The sequence below is a fragment of the Halomonas sp. I1 genome (assembly GCF_032334135.1).
In the GTDB taxonomy this organism is placed as follows: domain Bacteria; phylum Pseudomonadota; class Gammaproteobacteria; order Pseudomonadales; family Halomonadaceae; genus Halomonas.
Window position 1 is genome coordinate 47559 of the sequence record NZ_JAVXUS010000002.1, and the last position, 23171, is coordinate 70729.

The following is a 23171-nucleotide window of genomic DNA, read 5'->3' on the forward strand; positions in this document are numbered from 1 at the left end:
TGTGTCGAAAGATGATGCAAGCGTATTTAAAACGGTCGTTTTAATCAAGCCGACTTGTTCCACTGGCGCACTGGCGTCAGCATGTGAGTCGACTGGTCGAGAGGAGTCATATCGTGAATGAATGGTTGGGTGAGTTCGGCATGTTCCTGGCCCAGTGGCTGGTGGTGGTCGCTGTCGTCGCCCTGCTGCTGGTCATGGTGGCAAGGGCCCGCTCCGGGGGCGGCGAGGAACGCAGTCATATCAAGCTGGAGGAGCTCAACGTCCGGCGTCGCCGTCGTTCGCGGCGATTGCGCCTGGCGGCCAGCGAACCGAGTGCTCGAAAACGCTTGGCGAAGGCCTTTCGGCGGGACGACAAGGCGCGAGGCAAGCAAGGCGATGCCGACGGTTCGCCTGATTCGCGGGTCTGGGTGCTGGACTTCCATGGCGATCTCAAGGCCAGTGCCACCGGCAGGTTGTCGGAGGAAATATCGGCCGTACTGGATGCGGCGAGCGAGGGCGATGAAGTCGTTGTGAGGCTTGAATCGGCGGGTGGACTGGTTCATGCCTATGGTCATGCCGCCGCGGAGATGGATCGTTTGCGTCAGGCCGGGCTCTCCACCACGGTTTGCGTCGACAAGGTGGCGGCCAGTGGAGGTTACCTGATGGCGTGCTGTGCCGATCGGGTACGCGCGGCCCCCTTCGCCGTGCTGGGGTCAATCGGTGTGGTAGCGCAACTGCCGAATGTCCATCGCTTGCTCAAGCGCCATGATATCGATGTGGATGTCCTCACTGCCGGGCATTACAAGCGAACCTTGACGGTGTTCGGTGAAAATACCGAGGAGGGCCGGGAGAAGTTTCTGGCCGAGCTGGACACGGTGCATGCACTGTTCAAGCGCTATGTCGCTGAACGCCGACCATCCCTCGATATCGAGGCGGTGGCCACCGGTGAGGCCTGGCACGGTACGGAGGCGTTGCCCAGGGGATTGATCGATGAAATCGGTACCAGCGAAGCCTACCTCGCAGAACGCATGAACGATGCCAGGGTCATTGCCTTGAGCATCCAGCCTCGGCGCGGGCTTGCCGAGCGATTGGGCCTGTCGGTGTCGCGAGGCATCGAGAGAGGCGTCGAGCGTGGCATGGAAGCGCTCGATGCGAGCCTCTGGCAGAAGCGTTGAACCGAAGACCGGGCGTACCGGTCACGCGCCCAGCCTACCGAGTGCTTCGATGAGGGTGCCGGCTCGATCTCCATGCAGCGAATAGTAGATCGTCTGAGAGGCGCGCCGGGTAGTGACCAGTTCCTCCCGGCGCAGTATCGCGAGGTGTTGTGACAAGGCGGACTGGCTGAGGGCGAGTCGCTGGTTGAGCTCGGTCACGGAGAGTTCCGTGCCGGCCAGCAGGCAGAGGATTCGCAAGCGATTGTCGTTGGCCATCGCCTTGAGTAGAGCACTTGCCTGGTCGACTACCGCATCGCCCCCATCCAGCAGGCGCTTTGCCTGGCGCTGAGTGTTGGTCATGGTGTGTCCCCTCGAGCTAGCGAGCCCAATGCCGCAGTTTTCCCTCGCCGGCCACCGGGTCTTCATGGGTCGTTCTGCAGCCTTCCACAGGCTGCTTCCGCCATCTCAGTTCTCTGATTCAGGCATTACTCAACAATTTTGTTTTCACTATAGCCCACCCAGCTGATCACCTGCGATTCAACGCTGACTCAATGACTGAGGCGGCGCCTGAAAGTGCTCTTCACTACCTCTTTGTCGACAATTTTGTCGATGAGTTTCGTTCTTTTGTCGAACTCTAGCCATTGGTCTGAGATTCATCAGAAAAATGTTGGTCTAGGGTGTCAACAATCGAGCCGACAATCATGGTCGTGTATCTGGAGGTGGTGTCGCATGCCGCGTTATCGAGACGAATTCCGACGTTCCATCGAGTCCCCTGAAGCATTCTGGACCGAGCAGGCCGATCGTATTCCCTGGTTTACGCCCCCGCAGACGACGCTGCGGCATGATGACCAGGGCCACGCACGCTGGTACGAGGACGGTGAGCTCAACCTCTGCCATGCGGCGCTGGACCACCACGTCGAGCAGGGGCGGGGCGAACAGGCCGCCATTCACTGGGATTCACCTGTCACCGGCCAGCAATGGACCCTGAGCTATCGTCAACTGCGGGATCGAGTGGCGTACTTCGCCGGAGCGTTGCGTGGGCTGGGCGTATCGTATGGCGATCGAGTCGTGATCTACATGCCGATGGTTCCCGAGGCGCTGGTTGCCATGCTGGCCTGTGCCCGTCTCGGCGCCGTGCATTCCGTGGTGTTCGGCGGTTTTGCTCCCCACGAGCTGGCGGTTCGTATCGAGGATGCCGAGCCAAGGGTCGTCGTCACGGCCTCCTGCGGTGTCGAGCCCGACCGGGTCGTGCCCTACAAGCCTATCGTCGACGAGGCACTGGCTCGCAGTGCGCACAAGCCGGCCGCTTGCGTGCTGCTGCAGCGCGACACACATGCCGCCCGACTCGGTGAAGGGGATCACGACTGGGACGCTCTCGTGGCAGAGGCCGCGCCTGCGGCATGCGTGCCGGTCAAGGCCACCGATCCGCTCTATATCCTGTATACCTCGGGGACGACGGGCAGGCCCAAGGGCGTGGTGCGTGATACCGGGGGATACGGTGTGGCGTTGCACTACTCGATGGAAGCGGTCTACGACATGGCGCCCGGCGAGGTGTTCTTCTCGGCCTCGGATGTCGGCTGGGTGGTCGGCCACTCCTATATCGTCTATGCGCCATTGCTGCGGGGGTGCACCACCGTGGTGTATGAAGGTAAACCGGTACGCACGCCGGATGCGGGCGCCTTCTGGCGACTGATCGCCGAATACCGGGTGAAGAGCTTCTTTACCGCGCCGACCGCCTTTCGAGCGATCAAGAAGGAAGATCCCGAAGGGAAATGGCTTTCCCGATACGATCTGTCGTGTCTCGAGTCGTTGTTTCTGGCCGGGGAACGGCTGGATCCTCCGACCTTCCACTGGCTTCAGGATAGGCTCGATGTGCCGGTCATCGATCACTGGTGGCAGACCGAGACCGGGTGGCCGGTGGCGGCCAACTTGCAGGGGCTTGAGCCCATGCCGATCAAGGCCGGGTCGGCGACGGTTCCCGTGCCGGGCTTCGATGTCCGGGTGCTGGATCGCGAAGGGCGTCGCGCGATGGCACAGGAACAAGGTGCCGTGGTGATCAAGGAGCCCATGCCGCCTGGCTGTCTGAGCGGTATCTGGCGTGACCCGAGGCGCTTCCATTCCGCCTACATGGCGGCGTTTTCCGGTTACTATCTGACCGGGGACGGAGGCTATGTCGATGAGGATGGTTATCTGTTCATCATGGGGCGGACCGATGACGTGATCAATGTCGCGGGGCATCGCTTGTCCACCGGCGAGATGGAAGAGGTGGTCGGTGCCCATCCGGCGGTGGCCGAGTGTGCGGTGATCGGCATCCAGGATGCGCTCAAGGGGCAGGTGCCGTTAGGCCTGGTCATCCTCAAGGATGGGGTCACGGGCGATGAGGCGTCCCTGGAGGCCGAATTGATCGAGCGGGTGCGCGAGTGGATCGGGCCGGTCGCGTGTTTTCGGCAGGTACTGGTGGTCGACCGCTTGCCGAAGACGCGGTCTGGAAAGATCCTGCGCAAGTTGTTGCGCAATATCGCCGATGGTCAGGCCTATGGAATTCCGTCGACCATCGATGACCCGGCGAGCCTCGAGTCGGTTCAGTCTGCGATGCAAGCGCACCATGTCGGTGCATCGACGCAGGCTCGGCAGGAATGATGGGCGGGTAGGGGGTGGTCGGTATTTGGCCGGGCGCCGCCGGGTGCGTATAATGCCCGCGTTTGCGCCCGACCCACTCATCATGAGGGTTCCCTCACCCCTCCCGCCAAAAAGGCTGTCCCGATGTTCGTATTATCCGCCGCACAGACCCGTCGCTGCCTGGCGTTGCTGGTTGCCTTCCATATTCTGGTCATTGCTGCCAGCAACTACCTCGTTCAGTTGCCGTTCAGCCTGTTCGGCTTGCACACAACCTGGGGCGCCTTCAGCTTTCCCTTTATCTTCCTCGCTACCGACCTAACGGTACGGCTGTTCGGCAAGGAGCCGGCCCGGGCCATCATCTTCCGGGTGATGTTCCCGGCCCTGCTGGTGTCCTACGGGGTGTCGGTGGTATTTCCGCGAGGTGGCTTCGCCGGAGTCGAGGCGCTGGCACAATGGGATCTGTTCGTGGCGCGCATCGCGCTTGCCAGCTTCATGGCCTATGTCGTCGGGCAGTTGCTGGATGTCACGGTGTTCGATCGGCTGCGTCGCCTGAGAATCTGGTGGGTGGCGCCGGCGATGTCTACCCTGTTCGGCAATCTGGCCGATACCTTCGCTTTCTTCTCGATTGCCTTCCATCGCAGCCCGGACCCCTTCATGGCCGCCAACTGGCCCGAGATCGCCTGGGTGGACTATGCCATCAAGCTCGGTATCAGTCTGGCGCTCTTCCTGCCGCTGTACGGTATCCTGCTCGGCTGGTTGACACGCCGGCTGGTGACGCTTACCGGCGGCGAAGACATGACGCCCGAGCAGGCCCGGGCGCGTTCTTGAATTCCCTTCCTGACGTCAACCGCACAAGGAGAGACCACGATGCCCGTCGCGCTCAACCATATCGATACCGGTGGCGAAGGCGTGCCGCTGGTGGTGGTTCACGGTCTGCTGGGCAGTGCCGACAATTGGCGTTCGCACATCAAGAAGTGGCGTGAGTCGCGGCGGGTGATAGCCGTCGATCTACGCAACCATGGTCGCTCTCCTCATGCCGAGGGCATGAGCTACGAGGCGATGTCCCAGGATCTGATGGCGCTGCTGGACCGACTCGATGTGCAAGAGGCCCATCTGCTGGGGCACTCCATGGGCGGAAAGGTCGTGATCAGCGTGTCTCGGCTCGCGCCATCGAGGGTCGCTTCTTTGATCGTCGCCGATATTGCGCCGCAGGCCTATGGTCATGATCACGATACCATCTTTGCCGGACTGCGACGTCTCGAGAACGGGGCGCCGACCACTCGTGGCGAGGCTGATGCTCTGCTTGCCGAGCATGTCGATGAGCGGTCGACTCGGTTGTTCCTGGCCACCAACCTGGCACGTGGCGAACAAGGCGGGCTTCGCCTGCGGATCGGCCTCGACGAGATCGAGGGGGATTATGACGCCATCATGGCCGAGCCGGCTGGCGAGGGCGCCTTCGAAGGGCCGACGCTGGTCGTGCGTGGCTCACGCTCGCGATACGTCACCGATGAAATGCTGCCCGCCTTGCATCGTGTGTTGCCCGATGCCGAACTGGTGACGCTGGAGGCTGGGCATTGGCTGCATGCCGAACAACCCGAAGCGTTTCAGGAAGCGGTCAACCGCTTCCTGGATGGGGCAAGTTGATTCAAGGGCTGCCGATGTCCACGGCGAGTCGAGATACCGGGTGTTGCGCCTCGATCAGGCCGGCATCGAAAAGGAAGCGCTCCATGGCCTGATAGCGTTCCTGACTCAAGGCGGCAGGTGTCTGGGTCAGGCGTGCCCGTATTTCCGGCCAGGCATCACGGTTGACCGGGGTATCCAGGGTCGGTTCCGTGGCGGTGAGCAATGACCAGCTGTCGTCGGGATGTTCGAGAATCCATGCCGTAGCTTCCTCGAGTGCCGCCACGAAGCGCCGAATGGCCGAGCGCTGGCGCTTCAGGTCATTGCGATTGGCCACCAGGATCAGGCCATCGTGTCGTGGCATGCCGTGGGCTTCCACCGCGAAACTTCGTGTCGCCAGGCCGTCGTTGGCCAGGGCACGAGGGAGAAGGTGGCGCATGCCACCGATGACGGCATCGACCCGTCCCTCCTGCATGGCCTGTTCCAACCGGTAGTGAACATTCGGGGTATCGAGGCTGTCCATGGGAACGTCGTGGTCGGCAAGCATGGCTGGCAGCAGGATCTGCTCCGAGTCCTGGTCGGCGTGGCCGATACGGGCGCCCTTCAACTGGGCAGGGGACTCGATGCCCGTGTCGCGCCTGACGATCAGGGCGGTCAACGGGACACCGACCAGCGTGGCGACCCGCACCAGTGGCATACCGTGATCGACCTGCAGATGAAGCAGGGGCTGACGGGTCAGTGCCAGGTCGATTCGCGAATCGGACAGCAGCTTGGTCGGTACCTCCGGGTCGGCGGGAGTCGAGAGGCTGACGTCCAGCCCCCGGTGCGCGAACATGTCACGGGCCTTGGCCACATAGAGGGCGGCGTGCCGTGGGCTGGGATACCAGTCAAGCGATACGTCCAGGTGGTCGACCGGCGGCGGGGCGATCGGCTCTGCCGGCCCCATGGCGACAGCCGGGGCGATGGGGCGGGAGGGGGTGTCCACCGCCGGGCCGCTGGGCAGGCCTCGGTAACGCTCCATCGGTTCGGTCGATGCCATCGGCTGGAGGTCGGGCACCATGACGACCGTGTCCAGCGGTGGATAACGTTTCTCGGTGGTGCCGTCTTCCTCTGTTGCCGTGGCAAGTGAAGGAGCGCACAGGCAGCCGACAAGCAGCAGGGTACCCAGCGCCAGCAGCGACCGGCGAAGTGAGAACATGGCAGTGACTCCAGCGGTGACATCCAGCTCGGCTGTGCCGCGATGATCGGTTGAATCCGACGGGGACCGAGAATGCCTAGTCTATCGGCGCCGGTCGATACCTGGCCAGTATCGGCTGGTCGGGTATCAGAGGAAAGCCCGTGCATCTTCCGTGTCGTTGACCTGATGCCCTGCTTCCGACGCCACGGAGTCGCTCTGGATCCGGCATCGCGAGGCTTGCATGGTCATGAGATAATCCTCTTTCATCTGCCAGGATAGGGCGCATGGACTCGATCAATACCCTCTTTCTGCTCAGTGGCTTTCTCATTGCCTTGAGCATTCTCGCCAGCCGGTTGTCGACACTGGTGGGAGTGCCATTGCTGTTGATCTTCCTTGGCCTGGGCATGCTGGCCGGTGAAGAAGGCATACTTGGGATCCAGTTCGATGACTATGCACTCGCCTTTCTGATAGGCCATCTCGCCCTGGCGATGATTCTTCTCGACGGCGGCCTCCGGACTCGGCTTAAGACGTTCCGCGTCGGTTTCAGGCCGGCCTTGAGCCTGGCAACGCTCGGGGTCTTCCTGACCAGTGCTCTGGTAGGCGGCATTGCCATGCTGGTCTTCGATCTGACCCTGGTTCAGGGACTGCTGGTCGGGGCCATCGTCGGCTCTACCGATGCCGCGGCCGTGTTCTCGATGCTGGGCGGGCGTGGCATCAACCTCAACGAGCGGGTCGGTGCGACACTGGAGATCGAGTCTGGCACCAACGATCCGATGGCCATCTTCCTGACGTTGATGCTGGTGGAAGTGCTGGTCGGCGATATCGGTGGCGTTCTGGAAACCGGATTGTTCTTTCTCCAGCAGTTCGGCCTGGGGATCGTCATCGGTATCGGTGTCGGCTGGGTGAGCGGCCGACTGTTGAGCTGGCTGGATCTGGCGCCCGGTCTCTATTCATTGCTGGCGCTGGCGCTGGGCTTTTGTGTCTTTGGCCTTACCAGTGCCCTGGGGGGAAGCGGTTTCCTGGCGATTTATCTCACCGGCTTGATGATCGGCAATCGGCCAGGGCGCCATCTCAACTTCATTCTGCCGGTACACGATGGCCTGGCCTGGTTGAGCCAGATCGGTCTGTTCCTGGTGCTGGGCCTGCTGGTCACACCCAGCGAGATGCTCGAATATGCCTTGCCCGCTACCCTGGTGGCCCTGGCGCTGATCTTCGTGGCACGCCCCCTGGCCGTGCTGGTCGCCATCAAGCCCTTCTTTCGGTTCCGCTGGCGTGAGGTCATCTTCATCGCCTGGGTAGGGCTGCGAGGGGCAGTGCCCATCGTGCTGGCGATCTTTCCGGTAATCGGTGGCGTCGAGAATGCCTCCTTGTACTTCAATGTCGCGTTCGCGGTCGTGCTGCTGTCGCTGCTGATCCAGGGAGGGACCCTGCCGTGGATGGCGCGACGGATGCGGGTGCTGCTGCCGCCCATGATCACGCCAAATCGGCGTGGCCCGCTCGGTATCCAGGCCGTTAACGATTTCGAGATGTTCGTCTACGTGGTGGAGAACAGCGATCTCGAGGACGTGCCGATCCGATTGCTGCGTTTTCCCTCCGGTGCCTTGATCGCGTCATTGTTTCGCGATGGGGTGATGTTGCACCCCAAGGGGTCTACGCGATTGTGTCGCGGCGATGTGCTCTGCGTGATCGGGCGTACCGACGACTTGCCGGCACTCAACAAACTGTTCAATGGTGATGCCACGCTCAAGCGCGAGAAGGCTTTCTTCGGCACTTTCACCTTCTCCGGTGATGTGCGCATGGGGGATCTGGCCGAGGCCTACGGATTGACGTTGAGTCCCGGGGAGCAGGAAATGACACTGGAGGAGTTTCTGTCGCTGCGTGTGGGAGGGCACCCCGTGGTGGGCGACGATGTCGATTGGCACGGCATACACTGGGTCGTGAGCGAAATGGAAGGGAACCGGGTGACCCGCGTCGGGTTGAGGCTTTACTGAGGCTTTGTTGACGGGGCCGGGCATGGCCGGCCCCGTCTCCTTACTTCACGACCTTGTTATAGATGAAGAGTACGACCAGCGCACCGATGATGGCGATCGCGAAACTGCCGATATTGAAACCATCGACTTGCCCCATGCCGAGCAGGGTACTGATCCAGCCACCCACCACGGCGCCGACGATACCCAGGATGCAGGTCATGATGATGCCCCCGCCATCCTTGCCAGGCATGATGAACTTGGCGGCGATACCGGCGATAAGGCCGAAAATGATCCAAGCAATGATGCCCATGCGATCCTCCTGATCTGTTGACGTAGGCTTGCCATATCAGCGATAGGCGGAAACAGTCTGGCCGACCGTCGTGTGACTGTCCATGCCATCGAGCCGTGTCGGTCGTCAATGAAGGTTGCCGGGTCCCGTGCCAAGAGCGGTTGTCCGCTGACAAGGGATCGGCGATGATTGTCGGGCCGCCACATCCGTGGCGTTTCCAGGCTATTTCTCTCGAGGCTTCATGATACTGCTCGTTCTGTTTGCCGTTCTTGCCATCGGCATTTCCTTTCTCTGTTCGTTGCTCGAGGCAGCGCTGCTGTCCATGACACCGAGCTATGTTGCACAGCTTCAGGATTCCAGGCCTGCGCTGCATCGCCGGTTGGCAAAGTTGAAGCAGAACATCGATCAGCCGCTATCGGCCATCCTGACGCTCAATACCGTGGCGCACACCGTCGGCGCCACCGGTGTCGGCGCCCAGGTCACGGTGGTCTTCGGCGAGGCCTGGTTGGGGGTGGCGTCGGCGGTGATGACGCTGCTGATCCTGATCGCCTCCGAGATCATCCCCAAGACCATCGGGGCCACCTACTGGCGTCCACTCACGGGCTTCATCGCCCCGGTGCTGGAGGGAATGGTCTGGTTGCTCAAGCCCTTTGTCTGGCTCTCCGAGCGCATTACTCGTCGCATCGGCCGGGAAGGCGATGACACCGATATGCGGGGTGAAATCAAGGCGCTGGCACGGATCGGGCTGGAGGAAGACGCGCTGGACGCCGATGAGGCACGGGTCATCACCAATATCCTCAACCTCCACGAAATCGGTGTGCGCAGCGTGATGACCCCGCGTACCGTCTGCATGGCCGTCAAGCCACAAATGACCGTGGCCGAGTTCGACGAGACCCTGGGTGATGCTGCCTTCACGCGTTTTCCCGTGATGGATGGTGGCGAGCAGGCCATGGGATATGTACACAAGGCGGATACTTATCATGCAGACGCCGAGGCAACTCTCAAGTCGCTGATGCATCCGGTCAAGTCGGTGGCCGCCGAGGAAGATGTCGAGCGTGTGTTCACGATGATGGTGGCTGACAAACAGCACCTCTGCGTGGTCTATGATGACTTGGGGACCTGGCTGGGGCTGATCACCCTCGAGGACGTGATCGAGACGATCCTTGGGCAGGATATCGTCGACGAGACTGATAACGTGGCCAATCTGCGCAAGTATGCCAAACAACGCTGGACCAAGAACCTGCGTCGTCAACCGAATCGAGAGGCTCCGTCCGAAACACCGCGTTGACAGGAGGCGAAGATGTCGAAACCGTCCAGGCTGGGCATCCTGCTGCCTGACGATGGTCCCGAGGATTATGAGTGGTATGCGCCGGGTCGCCTCGAGGGAGGCAGCCGGCTACCGTGTATCGACGTGGGGGCGATTCCGAGCGATGGTCATCATGTTCCCGCCGCGCTGTTGGCGCTGGGCGCCACCGAGCGGCTCCTGCCGGTCGGTGAGGAACTGGTGCATCGGCGCGGGGTCGGGGCCCTGGTCTGGGCCTGCACCAGCGGCAGTTTCATCGGAGGGCTGTCGTGGGCGTGCCGTCAGGCTGAAGAGCTGGAAGCGGCGCTTGGTGTGCCGGTTACCAGTACCGCACTGGCATTCCGCGACGCCCTCGAAGCGCTGGATTGCCGGTCCCTGGATTTACTGAGTCCCTACCCCGACGAGGTCACCCTGCGACTGGTATCCTTCCTGCGTGAGTGCGGCGTCGAAGTCGTTCACAGTCGCGCCCTGGATTGCCCCTATGCCGCCGATTCCAATGCGGCGGATATCCTGGGCGAGGTGCGTCGTTTCGCAGCCGCCCATCCTACGACCCGACCCTTGATGGTGCCCGATACCGCGGTCAATAGCCTGGCGCTGCGGCCAGCATTGTGCCGGGAAGCGGGCCGAGACGTGCTCACCGCCAATCAGGTCACTCTGTGGGCCGGCCTTCGACGTCTGGGAGAGGCGCTGCCGAAGGCGTTGCTGGGGCCTCTGGCGGATTCTTGATTCTCGAAGGTCCGGATGCCAATGGACGACGGCCGAGGAAACGATGACGGCCCCTCTGCCGAGGGGCCGCGCGTCCTTCCGGGGTTCTACCTTCTAGGCACTATCTGAAAAGTCGGCGAGCGAAGGCTAGACAAGGCGAGAACCTGCGAAAACGCGGAGTTTACAAAGAGTAAATGAGCATTTTGAGCAGGTTTTCAACGTCGTATAGCCGAGCGCAGGCAGTTTTCAGACAATGTCTAGCGCCGAGCGATGATCCAGACGGCATGCACGATACCCGGAATATAGCCCAGTATCGTCAGCAGGATGTTCAGCCAGAAGTGCAGGCCGAAGCCGACCTGAAGAAAGACGCCCAGGGGCGGCAGCAGGATGGCGAGAATGATGCGGATGATGTCCATTTCTATCCCTCGGTGATGGAGTGGAGAATGTTCGTGAATCTGGCTCGGCACCTGGTGGGGTGCCCGTCGCTATCATGATGCCAGAACCTCATGCCGTAAAAGAGGCGATAAGTACATGAGGCGATTGGCAGGGGCTGTGACAGCGAAAGGGCATGATGCTATCCCGCCTGTCGGTTATCTGTCCTGATAGACACGATGGAGATGCGGTATGGGCTTTCGGTTCAGCCGGCCGCGAGCTGCCGTGTTTCCTGCTGGGCGAGGGTCGCCTGACATCATCATCGAGACGAACTATAGCCGGGGACGGTCATGTTCGAGTGTCTTGAGGGGCGAGTCGTCAACATGGCAATTGGCGAGAGCGATCAGCGTCCTCCCCGTAAGTCACGCTGCATAATGTGGAGGCCTGACCTGGAACGGCTCGTACACGGGTCCTATTCCCGGTGACGGGTTCCCAGGCCGGGCAATTCGATATGTCGGCCTTGTCGTCGCGTCTAGTGGGCGGTGATCACTCGGCAGTCTGCTGAATGGCTGACCTTATGTGTGATGCTGCCGATCATCAGGCCTTTGAGGTCGCTTAGACCTCGGCTACCCATGACGATGGCGTCAACGCCTTCGTCCTTGGCGGTGGTCAAGATGAGTTGTCGCGGGTCGCCATGAGACAGAAGGGTGGAGACAGCATTACTGTCCAAGCCTTGAGATTCAGCGTCTTCAGCGGCTTTGTCGAGAAGGGTGCGCCCGACCTTCTTGCGTTCTTCTAGTGTTGCGTCGAGGGGGACGACACCAACTCCCCAGACCAGAAGCGTTTCGTGCTCAAGTGGCTCGGGCACGTGCAGAAGTGTTAGGCGCCCACCAGATGGGTCGAGTAATTTGCACGCGACTCGGAGAGCTAGCTGTGAGTGCTCTGATCCATCCAGAGGAACGAGAATCGACTGAAACATGGCGAACTCCAGGTATTCGTTAGAAAGGTCATGCTCAGTTCACAGCTTAGTAGCAGAGCGTGTGTTGTGCGTGGGGCGCAATGTCACATGCCACTAACGGGAGCGAGTCGGCAGGGCGGCGCTTCGTCTCAGTAGACGCGAGGGCCGAGCAGTGGTGATGGCCCTTTTCGAAAACGTCCGCATATTCTTTGCCGGTCTGGGCGGGGTGGTGCAACGGGTAGCGTTGCACCGTTGCACTTTTGGGCAGTTTTTGACCACCGGAAATGAAAAAGGGAACCAGCCAAGTAGCTGATTCCCTTGAATAAGGTGGCGGAGGGACAGGGATTCGAACCCTGGGAAGGCTCGCACCTTCGCCGGTTTTCAAGACCGGTGCATTCAACCGCTCTGCCATCCCTCCGGCTTACGGCGATGTATCCTACCAAGATTTTCTGCTGAGTCAAGACCCTTGCCCGATCAAGGTGTTACCTGTGCAAGAAGGGCAGGTGGCGTATACTGGAGGGAGGACGTCTCTTGCAACCTTCGGCAAACGTCGAGACGTCGGCCCTGGAGAGTCGCGGCGGGCGGTTCGACGAGGCGCTTGCGTCGGGAACCTTCAGGGGGCATTCTGTGTCGATTGCCTGGATCATCATAAACAGGGAGCTCTGGATAAATGGCTTACCAAGACACTCACGTGACACATCAGCAGTCACGAGGCGTCAGCGCCAACAAGACGCTGCGCAACACCTATGGGCTGTTGTCGCTGACGCTGCTGTTCTCGGCTGTGACGGCGGGCGCTGCTGTGGCGCTGGGCGTCCAGCAGATGAACATTCTGGTGTTCTTCATCGGTGCCTATGGGCTGATGTTTCTGGTCCACAAGACGGCGAACTCGGCCTTCGGCCTGCTGGCTACCTTTGCCTTCACCGGCTTCATGGGCTTCACTCTCGGGCCGATCCTCAGTGCTTACCTGACTCTGCCCAATGGGGCCCAGCTGATCATGACCGCATTGGGCATGACCGGTCTTACCTTCCTCGGCCTTTCGGCTGTGGCGCTGGTCACCCGCAAGGACTTCAGTTTCCTCAGCAATTTCTTGCTCGCCGGTGCTATCGTGCTGGTGCTTGCCATGCTGGCAAGCTTCTTCCTGCAGATCCCCGGCCTGTCACTGATGGTGTCCGCCGGCTTCGTGCTCTTTTCCTCCGCGGCCATCCTCTACCAAACCAGCGAGATCGTGCACCGTGCCGGCGAGACCAACTACATTCTCGCTACCATTACCCTGTACGTCTCCATCTACAACCTGTTCATCAGCCTGCTTTCCATCCTGGGGATCATGAGCCAGGACTGATTCGGCCCGGACTCGCCTTCATGCTGGCCCCGCTACGGCGGGGCCAGTGCGTTCAGAGAGATGTAGCATGCGTTATGCGATCCTGTTGATGGGGGCTCCCTACAGCGATCAGGCCAGTCATTCGGCATTGCGCTTCGCCCGCGCCCTGATTGCACGAGGGCACTGCCTGGAAACCGTGTTCTTCTATCATGATGGTGTTTACAACGCCGCCCGGCTTGCCGCACCTCCTCAGGATGAACCCCACCTGGTGGATGGCTGGGTCGCGTTGAATGCCGAGCATGGCGTCACGCTGCAGGTCTGCATCGCGGCTGCCCTGCGGCGCGGGCTGATGGACGAGCGCGAAGCGAGTCGGCATGGCAAGTCGGGATACAGTGTGGAAGCTCCTTTCGAATTGACGGGACTCGGTCAGCTCATTGATCTCGGGCTGCACTGTGACCGCCTGGTGACCTTCGCCCACTAGGATCTGTACGAAAAGTGCCTGTACTCGCTGCGCTTTCTCGACCGATTTCGCCTTGTGACCCACACGGATGCGGGAAATGCGCGGGCCCGTCAGGAACGGGCCTAGCCCTTACCTTGCCTCGCCGACTTTTCGTACACGACCTAGAGGGTACCGTCCGGAGGAATGATGATGCGTGATGAAGACATGTCGGACGGCGACCTGCTGGTGATCCTGCGTCATGGCCCCCATGGTACGAGCTGGCTACGAGAAGGCTTGGATGCTGCCCTGGTGGGTGCTGCCTTTGGACGACAGGTCGCCTTGCTGTTCATGGGAGAAGGTGTTCTGGGCCTGCTTGAGGGGCAAGGGCAGGGCGCGCTTGGACAGAAGGGCACAGGGCCGACGCTCGAGATGCTCGAGATGTATGATATCGAGGCGCTGTATGTCGAGAGCCAGTCAATGGCGCGATATGGCCTCGATCAGGAGGATCTCATGCTGGCAGCGCGTCATCTGGACGGCACATCCATCGCCGAGCTGGTGGAGCGCCATGCCCTGGTGCTTGCCTTCTAGTGGGACTCGTGCCACAACGAGGAATCTATGAAACTGCATATCGTGAACCGTGCGCCTGGTGCCGGGCATGCGGTCGAGCAGGCACTTTCGGCCATGATGCCCGAAGATCGGTTGCTGCTCATCGAAGATGGGGTGCAGGGTGCATTGCCATCCCTGGTCGATGGATTTGCCGGGCTCGAAGGACGGCTCTATGCCTTGCGCGAGGATCTCGAGGCCCGGGGGCTCATGAGCCGTCGCGACGCGAGGGTGAAGGTGGTGGACACCGATGGCTTCGTGACCTTGACCGAACAGGCTGAACGAATCTTGAGTTGGTACTGATGGCAACGACGGAAATATACCGTTATCTATCTCTCGATAATAATATCGAGATAGCCCTGGACCCCGAAGGCTATCTTGTCGATCTGGGGCAGTGGACCCCCGATGTCGCCAGGGCGCTGGCCGATGAAGAGGGAATCGCACTGGACGAGGCGCATTGGGAGGTGATCGAGGTGCTGCGTGATTTCTATGAGCGCTACGAGATGGCGCCTGCCATGCGTCCGCTGGTCAAGGCCGTGGGACGTGCCCTGGGGCCCGACAAGGGACGCTCCATTCATTTGATGCGCCTGTTTCCCGGTAGCCCCGCCAAGGTAGCGGCCCGTCTGGCGGGATTGCCCAAGCCCAGCCATTGTCTGTGACATGAACTTTCTGGCGCATGGCTGGCTGGCGAGGGGCGGGACGGACGATTTCCTGTACGGCAATCTCATCGCGGATGGCGTCAAGGGCAGGGACCTCGATGCCTGGGCGGCGGACGTCGCCAGGGGGATCCGTCACCACCGTCGCGTGGATGCCTATGTCGATGCACACCCGGTGGTGCGTGGCGCCCGGGCAAGAGCGCCAACGCCCCAGCGTCGCTATGCCGGTATCGCCCTGGACCTGTTATGGGATCATTTCCTGGCCCGCCATCTGCTGGTTCCCGAACGTGATGCGCTGGTGATGCGTTGTTATCGGGTACTGGATGGCCGTGTTGCGCCACATCGCCTCGAGGCGATGATGCCAGCCCTGGTAAGCCAGGACTGGTTGAGAGGGTACGCCGACTTCGCCTTCACCTGTCGTGCGGTGGCGGGCGTGGGCCGTCGGATCGCCGGCCCCAATCATCTGGCTCGACTGGTGCCCTGGATGGAACGCGATTATGCCCTCTTGGCCCGGGATTTCGCGTCGCTCTGGGACGATCTCGAAGCGACACTGGACGTGGCGCCCTGAGGTTTCAATCGCCACGCAACCACAGGCAGTCGATGGTATCGCCGGCCGCTACGTGCGAGTCGGGCTCGATGACCGCCAGGGCATCGGCGCCGACACAGGACGACAGTACACCGGAGTTCTGGTCGGGGTAGGCTTGGGCGACGATTCCTTCCGCGGTAAACGATAAGGTGACGCGCATGTAGTGCCGACGAGGACCGGTACGGGCCGTGAAGTCGGCGCGGGCGGCGAGCTTGGGTAGTCGGGCCAGTTCGCGGCAGCCGAGCAGAGCGCCCATGAGGGGGCGCAGGAACAACCAGGCGCCGACGAAACAGGAGACCGGGTTGCCCGGTAGCCCGACGAAGCGGGTCTCGTCGCCGTCACCATCGGGGAGACGGCCCAGAGCCAGGGGCTTGCCCGGTCGCATGGCCAGCCGCCAGAGGTCGAGACGCCCCAGTGACGTCAGGGCCGCCTTGACGTGATCCTCCTCGCCGACACTCACACCACCGGTGGTGATGACCACGTCGGCATCCCGTGCTGCTGCATCCAGCAGGGCGCGCGTGCCCTCGGCATCGTCCGGCACCGTAGCCAAGCGCGTGATATCGGCGCCGAAGGTCTCGAGCAGCCGTGTCAGCATGGGACGGTTAGTATTGTAGATCTGGCCGGCACGCAGCGGCTGGCCGGGCTCGACGATCTCGTCACCGGTGGATAGCAGGGCGACACGCGGACGGCGGCGCACCTCGACCTCGGTGATGCCTTGTCCGGCGAGGTGGCCAAGGGCGGCGGCATCGAGACGCATGCCGGCAGCCAGCAGTGGTGCCCCCGCGCGCACGTCGCTGCCTCGAGGACGTATATTGTTGCGGACCGGGATGTCGTCGGGAAAACGGATACCATCGGCCGTGACCTCGACGCCTTCCTGCCTGACGACGCAATCGGCGCCCCGCGGGATCTCGCCTCCGGTGAAGATGCGGGCACAGCTGTCCGGCGCCAGTGGTTCGGCATTCGCGCCGGCAGCGACACGCTGGGAAATCGGCAGGGTCCGCCCGGCATCGGCATGGCGCAGGGCATAACCATCCATGGCGCTGTTGTCGAAAGGCGGCACGTCGAGACAGGCCGTGACATCGTTCGAGAGTACCCGCCGTGCTGCTTGATCACAGGCCAGGGTCTCCGTCGGCACGACCATGACGCCTTCGAGCAGGGTGTCGAGGGCTGCTTCCACCGGTTGAAGGGATGCAGTCTCAGGCATGCTGGCCTCGTTCGGGAATCACCAGATTGGCGAAGTTGCAGGGTTGATGGCGGCTATCGAGCTGCTCGGCGAGAATACCGTCCCAGGCAGTGCGACACGCACCGGTGGAGCCGGGCAGGCAGAAGACGACCGTGGCGTTGGCCAGTCCGCCGAGACAGCGACTCTGCACGGTGGAGCTACCGATCTCTTGCCAGGAAAGGTGGCGAAAGAGTTCGCCGAATCCCTCGATGCGCTTGTCGAGCAATACCGAGACAGCTTCGGGAGTGGAATCGCGCCCGGTGAAGCCGGTGCCACCGGTGGTCAGGATGACCTGTACCTCGGCGTCGGCGATCCAGGCCGCCACCTGGGCGCGAATGTGGTAGACGTCGTCGGCAATGATTCGCTTGTCATGCAGTTGGTGTCCGGCAGCCTCGAGGCGCTCTACCAGGGCCTGGCCGCTGCGGTCGGTCGCTTCGGTGCGGGTGTCGGAGACGGTAAGCACCGCCACGGAAAGGGGAATCATCGCCTCGCTCATTCGCCGTCGCTCCGCTCGCGTTTCGCGGCCTGGCGAGCTTCCAGTGCGGCCAGCTGTTCTGGTGTGGCGTCGGCCTGGTAGAGAGATTTCCACTCACGGTAGGGCATGCCGTAGACATATTCGCGCGCGGTTTCGTACTCCAGCGTTTTCCCGCGGGCTTCGGCTTCGGCCACCAGCCATTTGGACAGGCAGTTGCGGCAGAAGTCGGCGAGGATCATCAGGTCGATGTTCTGAACATCCTTGTTCTCGTCCAGATGGCGAAGCAACCGGCGAAAGGCGGCAGCCTCGAGTTCAGTACGGGTAGCGTCGTCGAAATCCTGCATGGTGTCGCTCCGGTTGGATAGAAGTTCGATATCGTGTCGGAGAGGGACGGTCCTCCGTCAATGTCCATCCCGCGGTGTGCACACCGACAGCACCACGGCATCCTCCTCGCTGACCGAGACCAGGGCATGGCCCATGTCGCTGTCGAAGTAGATGCTGTCGCCTCGGGTCAGGTGAAGCGGCTCATAGAACTCAGAAAACAGCTGGATCTCGCCTTCGAGGATCATCAGGAATTCCTCGCCATCGTGGCGGACCCATTCATTGAATTCCTCGAAGCGGCGAGCGCGCACGATGGTCTTGAAGGGAATCATGCGCTTCTGGGCCAATTCGCAGCTGAGCAGTTCGTGCTCGTAGGTCGGGGTAGGGTGCTGTTGTCCTTCGCCCCGACGTGTCAGGTCGCGGCGGCCCATGGTGCGTGTCTTGGTCCGGGGCTGTGTCAGCAGTTGCGGCAGGTCGATGTCGAGGCCGCTGATCAGTTTCTGCACCGCGGTGAACGTCGGCGAAATCTGGTCGTTCTCGATCTTGGAGAGGGTGGAGCGTGCCAGCCCCGTGCGTTGGCTGACGTCGCCCAGGGTCCATTGGTTGGCCAGGCGAATCTCCTTGAGCCGTTCACCGAGTCGCAGGGGCTCGACGAACGGCTTGCGCCCGGAAGCGATGCGCAGGGCGGCGTCCTGATCGTTGCTGGCGGTCATCGGAATTCACTATCGGAAACTGGGTTTCCCCTCAGATTACCACACCCGCCCGGGCTACCGGGTAGTCCGGGCGACCCGCACCTGGCCAGTGGCGACATGTCAGTCCGGCCAGCCATCGTCGATGATGTTTCTCGAGGCCAGGAAACCCTTTGTTCCACCAGAGTGGGCATCCATCGAAAGGGGCAGGGGGTCAGTTGAAGGGCAGGCCGAGCAGGGCCTTGAGATGAGCCTCGGTACTGCGCCCCAGAGCGTCGCCCGAGTAACCGCCCTCGAGCACCGAGACCAGACGACGCTGCGCATAACGTTCGGCGATGTCGACGGCGAGCTGGCTTACCCAATAGAAGTCTTCATCGCCCAGACAGAGTTCGGCCAGAGGATCTTCGCGATGGGCGTCGAAGCCCGCCGAGACCAGTACCAGGTCGGGCTGGAAGTCGTGCAGGGCCGGTAGCCAGCTCGCCTCGATGGCGCGCCGGAAGGCGGGGCCTTCGGTGCCGGCCGGTAATGGTACATTGACGATGTTGGGAGCACGGCAGTCGAGATATCGCCAGGGGTAGAAGGGATACTGGAAGCTGGTGCAGATCAGTACGCCGGGATCATTCCGGAGAATATCGATGGTACCGTTGCACTGGTGCACATCGAAGTCGAGAATCGCGACGCGGCGCGCACCATACTGGCTCCGGGCGTGGGCGGCGGCCACCGCGACATTATTGTAGAAGCAGAAGCCCATGGCGTCCGAGGCCTCGGCATGATGTCCCGGCGGACGCATGGCGCAGAAGACGTTGTCCGCCTGATGCCGGTAGACCCGATCGACACCCTTGATCGCCGCGCCGGCAGCCAGCCTGGCGATGCGCAGGCTGTCGGGCGTCATGAGGGTGTCGCCGTCGATGGGCACGATGCCGTTTTGCGGCGCACAGCGCTCGAGATAACGCAGGTGGCTTTCGGGGTGGACACGCAGCAGCTGTTCTTCGCTGGCCTCGACAGCCTCCGACTGCATGGTCTGCTGGAGGATGCCCGAGCGTTGCAAACGCGCACGGATGGCGTCCAGTCGCTGGGGCGACTCGGGATGCGCCGGGCCCATGTAGTGCCGGGAGTGATCGGGATGAGTGATGTAGGCCGTTATCATGCGTGCCCTCCGCTGGGTTGCGCCTACCATAGGGGTGGAGAGTCCTTGCATGACACTGGCAATAAGTCGTACACAAGGGAAGCTACGCGCCGATTTTTCGTACACCCTCTGATGTCCCGGTCAGTCGACGGAGCCTTCAATGAGCACTCGCTTTCTACCCCATTTCTTCGAGCCTCGCAGCATCGTGGTGGCCGGGGCATCCGAGAAGTCCCATTCCATGGGGGGACTGGTAATCCGCAATCTACGCGAGGGTGGGTTTTCCGGCGAGATCTGGGCACTCAACCCCAAGGGCTACGAGGCGGTGTTCGGCGAACCCTGCGTGAGCCGTGTCGCCCGCTTGCCTCAGGTGCCGGATCTGGCGGTGATCTGTTCACCGGTGGAGACGGCGCCGGAGTTGATTGACCGCCTGGGGCGTTTCGGGGTGAAGGCGGCGCTGGTGCTGTCGGGCGGCGTGCAGCTCGACGATGCGCGAGGCGAGAAAGGGTCGGTGCGCTCGCGCATGTTGAGTGCGGCTCGGGCGTCCGGCATTCGGGTGCTGGGCCCCGAGTGCATGGGGCTGATCGTTCCGGGCCGCAGGCTCAATGCCTCCTACGCCAGTCAACCGGTCAGGCGCGGGCGCGTGGCCTATCTGGGGCAGTCCGGCATGCTGGGCAACGCCATGATCGACTGGGCGGCGGGGCGCGGTATCGGCTTTTCGCATCTACTGACGCTGGGCGACAGCGTCGACGTGATGCTGCCCGACCTGATCGACTACATCAATCAGTACGCACCGACTCAAGCCATCCTGTTGCACCTGGAGCGCATTCTCGACGCTCAGCATTTCATGACCGCGCTGCGAGATGCCTCTCGTCACCGGTTGGTACTGGCCATCAAGAGCGGCCGTACCGCGGAGTCGGACATATCCAACCTGCCGGCGACACCGGGTATCGCCAATCGCGATCAGGTCTTCGATGCTGCCTTTGCCCGGGCCGGTGTGGTGAGAGTCGACGATTCCGATGAACTCTTCGATGCACTGGAAACCCTGTCACGCATGAAGCCTCTGCGTGGCGGTCGGCTGGCGGTGGTCTCCAACGGCCTGGGCCCGGCCATGCTGGCCATCGACAAGTTGATCAGCGCCGGCGGCCGCCTGGCGACCTTCGAGGCATCGACGCAGCGTCAGTTGCGACAGGAACAGCGAGATCGCAGCAAGCCGGGCGAGAATCCGGTCGACCTGGGAGGCCTGGCGACCCCCGCACATTTCGTTGAAGCATTGGAGCTGGTTGCAGCCGATCCGGGTGTCGATGCCGTACTGGTGGTGCATGCACCGACTCGCCTGGCCCCCTCGGTTGACACGTCGAAGGCCGTCATCGACGCTCGCAAGCGATTCAAGCGCAACCTCCTGACCAGCTGGATGGGACTGGAAGAGGCCCTGTCGGCCCGGCACGAATGCAACCAGGCGGGCATCCCCACTTACATCTCGCCGGAGAAAGCCATCAAGGCTTTCATGCACATGGTCGACTATCAACGGGTGCAGGCGCTGCTTCAAGAGACGCCGCCGAGCCTGCCGTTTGCCACGACCCCGGCGATCCGTGTCCGTTGCCGTGAATTGATCGACAGTGCCCGTAAAGAGGGGAGAGAGAGCCTCGATCACTCCGAGGTATCGCGGGTACTCGAGACCTACGGCATTCCCTCCGCCCCGAGCCGCTATCTGCGGACACCCGAGCAGGCCGGGGAGGCGGCAAGATTCTTCGATGGTCCCATGGCACTCAAGGTGGTTCACGATGGCAACTGTCACCCCTTTCGCTATCGCCGCCATCCGCACAAGCTTTCGGCGGGGTTGTTGCAGGATCTGGCCACGCCCGAGGAGGTGGTCGAAGGCGTCACCCGCCTTGGGGACAAGGTACGCGAGAAGTTTCCCGACCTGACCGTCCGTGAGTACTGTCTTCAGGCGATGCAGCGTGGCAAGCATTCCATGCAGTTGTGTGCGGGAATCACGCGGGACCCGGTATTCGGGCCGTTGATCGTGTTCGGCATCGGAGGCTACAAGGTCAATATCCTGGCCGATCGGCAGGTGGCCCTGCCGCCCTTGAACATGTCGCTGGCGGGCGATGTCGTCGGGCGTACTCATGCGGCCCGCCTGATTCGCGAGCACTCGAGCGACCCCGAGCGGGATATCGAACGGATAGGCGAGTTGCTGGTCAAGCTCTCTCAGATGGCCAGCGATCTACCGACGCTGAAGGGGCTTGAACTCAATCCGGTCCTGCTCAATCGTGACGGGGTGGTGGCCGTGGATTTCGCCATGGATCTCGGTGAGCCGGCGCGCTTCGCGATCATGCCGTATCCGGAGGAACTGCGTGAGTGGGTGACCCTGGGGAATGGCTGGGATGTCGAAGTGCGACCGATACGCGCCGAGGATGCCCCGCTGATCACGCGCTTTCACACCCAGCTCTCCGAGGAAAGCATCCGGTTCCGCTATTTTCACAACAAGGCCGATCTGTCACAGCGGGATCTGTCGATGCTGTCGCATATCAACTATGACCGCCAGATGGCCTTCATCGCCGAACATCCGCTCGAGGATGGCACCAAGGAAATGCTCGGCGTGGTGAGGGTCTGGAACGATCCCGACAACATTCGCACGGAGTTCTCGATCATCATCCGTGACGACCTGCAGGGGCTGGGTATCGGCAAGTTGCTGATGGAACGCATGATCCGTTACAGCAAGGGCGTCGGTACCCTGGAGATGGTCGGCCAGATCATGGCCGACAACCATCCCATGCGTGCGCTGATGAAGCAGCTCGGTTTTCGCCAGCGCTATAACATGGAGGAGCAGGTCGTGGATGCCGTACTGCGCCTCAACGAACCGCATAGCGAATGGCAGCGCCATCGTCTCGAAACGCTGCAGGATTGACGGGAAGGTCCCTCTCAAGGTGCCAGGCGGAAGTGGCTCCAGGTATCGGCACGGCGCTCGTAGCGGATGCGGTCATGCAAGCGACTGGGCTGACCCTGCCAGAATTCGATCATCTCCGGTACCACTCGATAGCCGCCCCAGTGGCCGGGTCGCTCGATCTCCTGGCCCTCGTAGGCTCGCTGGAAGCGCTGTTCCCGCTCTTCGAGCCAGTTTCGGCCGGGAATCACCACACTCTGGGTGGCCACCCAGGCACCCAACTGGCTGGCTCGGGGGCGACCGGCGAAGTAGGCATCGGACTCCTCGTCACTGACCTGTTCCACAGGACCTTCGACGCGCACCTGACGGCCCAGGGAAGGCCACCAGAAGACGAGGGCCGCGTGGGGGACATTGGCCAGCTCGCTGCCCTTGTGGCTCTGGTAGTTGGTGTAGAAGACCAGGCCTTGCTCGCTGACGTCCTTGAGCAGTACCACACGGGCATGAGGCATCCCCTGGCTGTCGACCGTGGCCAGCGTCATGACGTTGCCGTCGTCGCCTTCGGACTCCAGGGCCAGAGCCAGCCATTCGTCGAACAGGGGCATGGGCTGTTCCGGTACCTGGTCCTCTTCGAGCCGACCGCCTTCGTAGTCGCGCCGTATATCGGCAATATCTCGTGTCATGGCGTTCTCCTGAAATATTCGGTCAT

General features: G+C 62.0%; 25 protein-coding genes and 1 tRNA gene. 14 read left to right on the plus strand and 12 right to left on the minus strand.

The window, feature by feature from the left end; genetic code table 11:
- Positions 1–113: 113 nt before the first annotated feature.
- Positions 114–1154 (plus strand): protease SohB, encoded by a 1041-nt coding sequence (sohB, locus tag RSO41_RS03215; protein ID WP_315617638.1) that lies wholly within the window; start codon positions 114–116, stop codon positions 1152–1154.
- 21 nt (positions 1155–1175) lie between these two features.
- Here sohB and RSO41_RS03220 read toward each other — a convergent pair whose 3' ends face one another.
- Entirely contained in the window at positions 1176–1493 is a 318-nt protein-coding gene (locus RSO41_RS03220; RefSeq protein ID WP_315617639.1) for a metalloregulator ArsR/SmtB family transcription factor, read from the minus strand.
- A 369-nt stretch (positions 1494–1862) separates the two neighbouring features.
- Between RSO41_RS03220 and RSO41_RS03225 the strand changes: the two genes are divergently transcribed.
- The 3 genes from RSO41_RS03225 (at position 1863) to RSO41_RS03235 (ending at position 5396) form a co-directional block, all read left to right on the plus strand.
- Entirely contained in the window at positions 1863–3773 is a 1911-nt protein-coding gene (locus RSO41_RS03225) for a propionyl-CoA synthetase (RefSeq protein WP_315617640.1), read from the plus strand.
- A gap of 123 nt (positions 3774–3896) precedes the next feature.
- Positions 3897–4580: a 7-cyano-7-deazaguanine/7-aminomethyl-7-deazaguanine transporter gene (locus RSO41_RS03230; RefSeq protein WP_315617641.1), complete on the plus strand. Its 684-nt coding sequence runs from the start codon at positions 3897–3899 to the stop codon at positions 4578–4580.
- Between the two features lie 39 nt (positions 4581–4619).
- Positions 4620–5396, plus strand: coding sequence for an alpha/beta fold hydrolase (locus tag RSO41_RS03235; RefSeq protein WP_315617642.1), 777 nt, complete (start codon positions 4620–4622; stop codon positions 5394–5396).
- Position 5397: 1 nt separating this feature from the next.
- Here the strand turns inward: RSO41_RS03235 and RSO41_RS03240 are convergent, their stop codons facing one another.
- Positions 5398–6570, minus strand: coding sequence for an ABC transporter substrate-binding protein (locus RSO41_RS03240; RefSeq protein WP_315617643.1), 1173 nt, complete (start codon positions 6568–6570; stop codon positions 5398–5400).
- A gap of 263 nt (positions 6571–6833) precedes the next feature.
- Between RSO41_RS03240 and RSO41_RS03245 the strand changes: the two genes are divergently transcribed.
- Complete coding sequence (locus tag RSO41_RS03245; RefSeq protein ID WP_315617644.1) at positions 6834–8540, plus strand: potassium/proton antiporter; 1707 nt, start codon at positions 6834–6836, stop codon at positions 8538–8540.
- Between the two features lie 40 nt (positions 8541–8580).
- Here RSO41_RS03245 and RSO41_RS03250 read toward each other — a convergent pair whose 3' ends face one another.
- A complete protein-coding gene (locus tag RSO41_RS03250; protein ID WP_315617645.1) occupies positions 8581–8829 on the minus strand; it encodes a GlsB/YeaQ/YmgE family stress response membrane protein in 249 nt (82 codons plus the stop codon).
- A 220-nt stretch (positions 8830–9049) separates the two neighbouring features.
- On the opposite strand from RSO41_RS03250, the gene RSO41_RS03255 reads away from it, so the two are divergent.
- Together RSO41_RS03255 and RSO41_RS03260 are read left to right on the plus strand one after the other, a co-directional pair.
- Positions 9050–10096, plus strand: coding sequence for a CNNM domain-containing protein (locus RSO41_RS03255; RefSeq protein ID WP_315617646.1), 1047 nt, complete (start codon positions 9050–9052; stop codon positions 10094–10096).
- 12 nt (positions 10097–10108) lie between these two features.
- Positions 10109–10837 carry a hypothetical protein gene (locus RSO41_RS03260; RefSeq protein ID WP_315617647.1) on the plus strand — a complete coding sequence of 243 codons (729 nt, stop codon included), beginning with the start codon at positions 10109–10111 and terminating at the stop codon, positions 10835–10837.
- A gap of 236 nt (positions 10838–11073) precedes the next feature.
- Here RSO41_RS03260 and RSO41_RS03265 read toward each other — a convergent pair whose 3' ends face one another.
- The 3 genes from RSO41_RS03265 to RSO41_RS03275 all read right to left on the minus strand — a co-directional run bounded on the left by RSO41_RS03265 (position 11074) and on the right by RSO41_RS03275 (position 12564).
- Positions 11074–11232, minus strand: a complete 159-nt coding sequence (locus tag RSO41_RS03265; RefSeq protein WP_315617648.1) for a YqaE/Pmp3 family membrane protein — start codon at positions 11230–11232, stop codon at positions 11074–11076.
- Positions 11233–11720: 488 nt separating this feature from the next.
- Complete coding sequence (locus tag RSO41_RS03270; protein ID WP_315617649.1) at positions 11721–12167, minus strand: universal stress protein; 447 nt, start codon at positions 12165–12167, stop codon at positions 11721–11723.
- 307 nt (positions 12168–12474) lie between these two features.
- Positions 12475–12564 (minus strand) — tRNA-Ser (locus RSO41_RS03275).
- A gap of 252 nt (positions 12565–12816) precedes the next feature.
- Here RSO41_RS03275 and RSO41_RS03280 point away from each other — a divergent pair.
- The 6 genes from RSO41_RS03280 to RSO41_RS03305 all read left to right on the plus strand — a co-directional run bounded on the left by RSO41_RS03280 (position 12817) and on the right by RSO41_RS03305 (position 15730).
- Positions 12817–13485, plus strand: coding sequence for a Bax inhibitor-1/YccA family protein (locus RSO41_RS03280; protein WP_275287679.1), 669 nt, complete (start codon positions 12817–12819; stop codon positions 13483–13485).
- A gap of 67 nt (positions 13486–13552) precedes the next feature.
- Positions 13553–13945, plus strand: a complete 393-nt coding sequence (gene tusD, locus RSO41_RS03285; protein ID WP_315617650.1) for a sulfurtransferase complex subunit TusD — start codon at positions 13553–13555, stop codon at positions 13943–13945.
- 168 nt (positions 13946–14113) lie between these two features.
- Complete coding sequence (tusC, locus tag RSO41_RS03290; protein WP_315617651.1) at positions 14114–14491, plus strand: sulfurtransferase complex subunit TusC; 378 nt, start codon at positions 14114–14116, stop codon at positions 14489–14491.
- Between the two features lie 27 nt (positions 14492–14518).
- Positions 14519–14809, plus strand: coding sequence for a sulfurtransferase complex subunit TusB (gene tusB, locus RSO41_RS03295; protein WP_315617652.1), 291 nt, complete (start codon positions 14519–14521; stop codon positions 14807–14809).
- Positions 14809–15165: a TusE/DsrC/DsvC family sulfur relay protein gene (locus RSO41_RS03300; RefSeq protein ID WP_315617653.1), complete on the plus strand. Its 357-nt coding sequence runs from the start codon at positions 14809–14811 to the stop codon at positions 15163–15165. Before tusB ends, RSO41_RS03300 begins: the two co-directional genes overlap by 1 nt.
- A gap of 1 nt (position 15166) precedes the next feature.
- Entirely contained in the window at positions 15167–15730 is a 564-nt protein-coding gene (locus tag RSO41_RS03305) for an ACP phosphodiesterase (RefSeq protein ID WP_315617654.1), read from the plus strand.
- A 4-nt stretch (positions 15731–15734) separates the two neighbouring features.
- Here RSO41_RS03305 and glp read toward each other — a convergent pair whose 3' ends face one another.
- From glp to RSO41_RS03330, 5 genes are all read right to left on the minus strand, one after another.
- On the minus strand, positions 15735–16952 hold the full coding sequence (gene glp, locus RSO41_RS03310; RefSeq protein ID WP_315617655.1) for a gephyrin-like molybdotransferase Glp: 1218 nt from the start codon (positions 16950–16952) through the stop codon (positions 15735–15737).
- The gene (moaB, locus tag RSO41_RS03315) at positions 16945–17466 is read right to left on the minus strand and encodes a molybdenum cofactor biosynthesis protein B (protein WP_315617656.1); all 522 of its coding nucleotides are present in this window, start codon (positions 17464–17466) and stop codon (positions 16945–16947) included. The genes glp and moaB overlap by 8 nt, the downstream gene beginning before the upstream one ends.
- Complete coding sequence (locus tag RSO41_RS03320; protein WP_315617657.1) at positions 17463–17789, minus strand: DUF1244 domain-containing protein; 327 nt, start codon at positions 17787–17789, stop codon at positions 17463–17465. The genes moaB and RSO41_RS03320 overlap by 4 nt, the downstream gene beginning before the upstream one ends.
- A gap of 57 nt (positions 17790–17846) precedes the next feature.
- Positions 17847–18479, minus strand: a complete 633-nt coding sequence (locus RSO41_RS03325) for an XRE family transcriptional regulator (protein WP_315617658.1) — start codon at positions 18477–18479, stop codon at positions 17847–17849.
- A 190-nt stretch (positions 18480–18669) separates the two neighbouring features.
- A complete protein-coding gene (locus RSO41_RS03330; protein WP_315617659.1) occupies positions 18670–19602 on the minus strand; it encodes a histone deacetylase family protein in 933 nt (310 codons plus the stop codon).
- A 139-nt stretch (positions 19603–19741) separates the two neighbouring features.
- On the opposite strand from RSO41_RS03330, the gene RSO41_RS03335 reads away from it, so the two are divergent.
- Positions 19742–22489 carry a bifunctional acetate--CoA ligase family protein/GNAT family N-acetyltransferase gene (locus RSO41_RS03335; protein ID WP_315617660.1) on the plus strand — a complete coding sequence of 916 codons (2748 nt, stop codon included), beginning with the start codon at positions 19742–19744 and terminating at the stop codon, positions 22487–22489.
- A 14-nt stretch (positions 22490–22503) separates the two neighbouring features.
- On the opposite strand, the gene pdxH is transcribed toward RSO41_RS03335, so the two are convergent.
- Positions 22504–23145, minus strand: coding sequence for a pyridoxamine 5'-phosphate oxidase (gene pdxH / locus RSO41_RS03340; RefSeq protein ID WP_315617661.1), 642 nt, complete (start codon positions 23143–23145; stop codon positions 22504–22506).
- Positions 23146–23171: the final 26 nt, after the last annotated feature.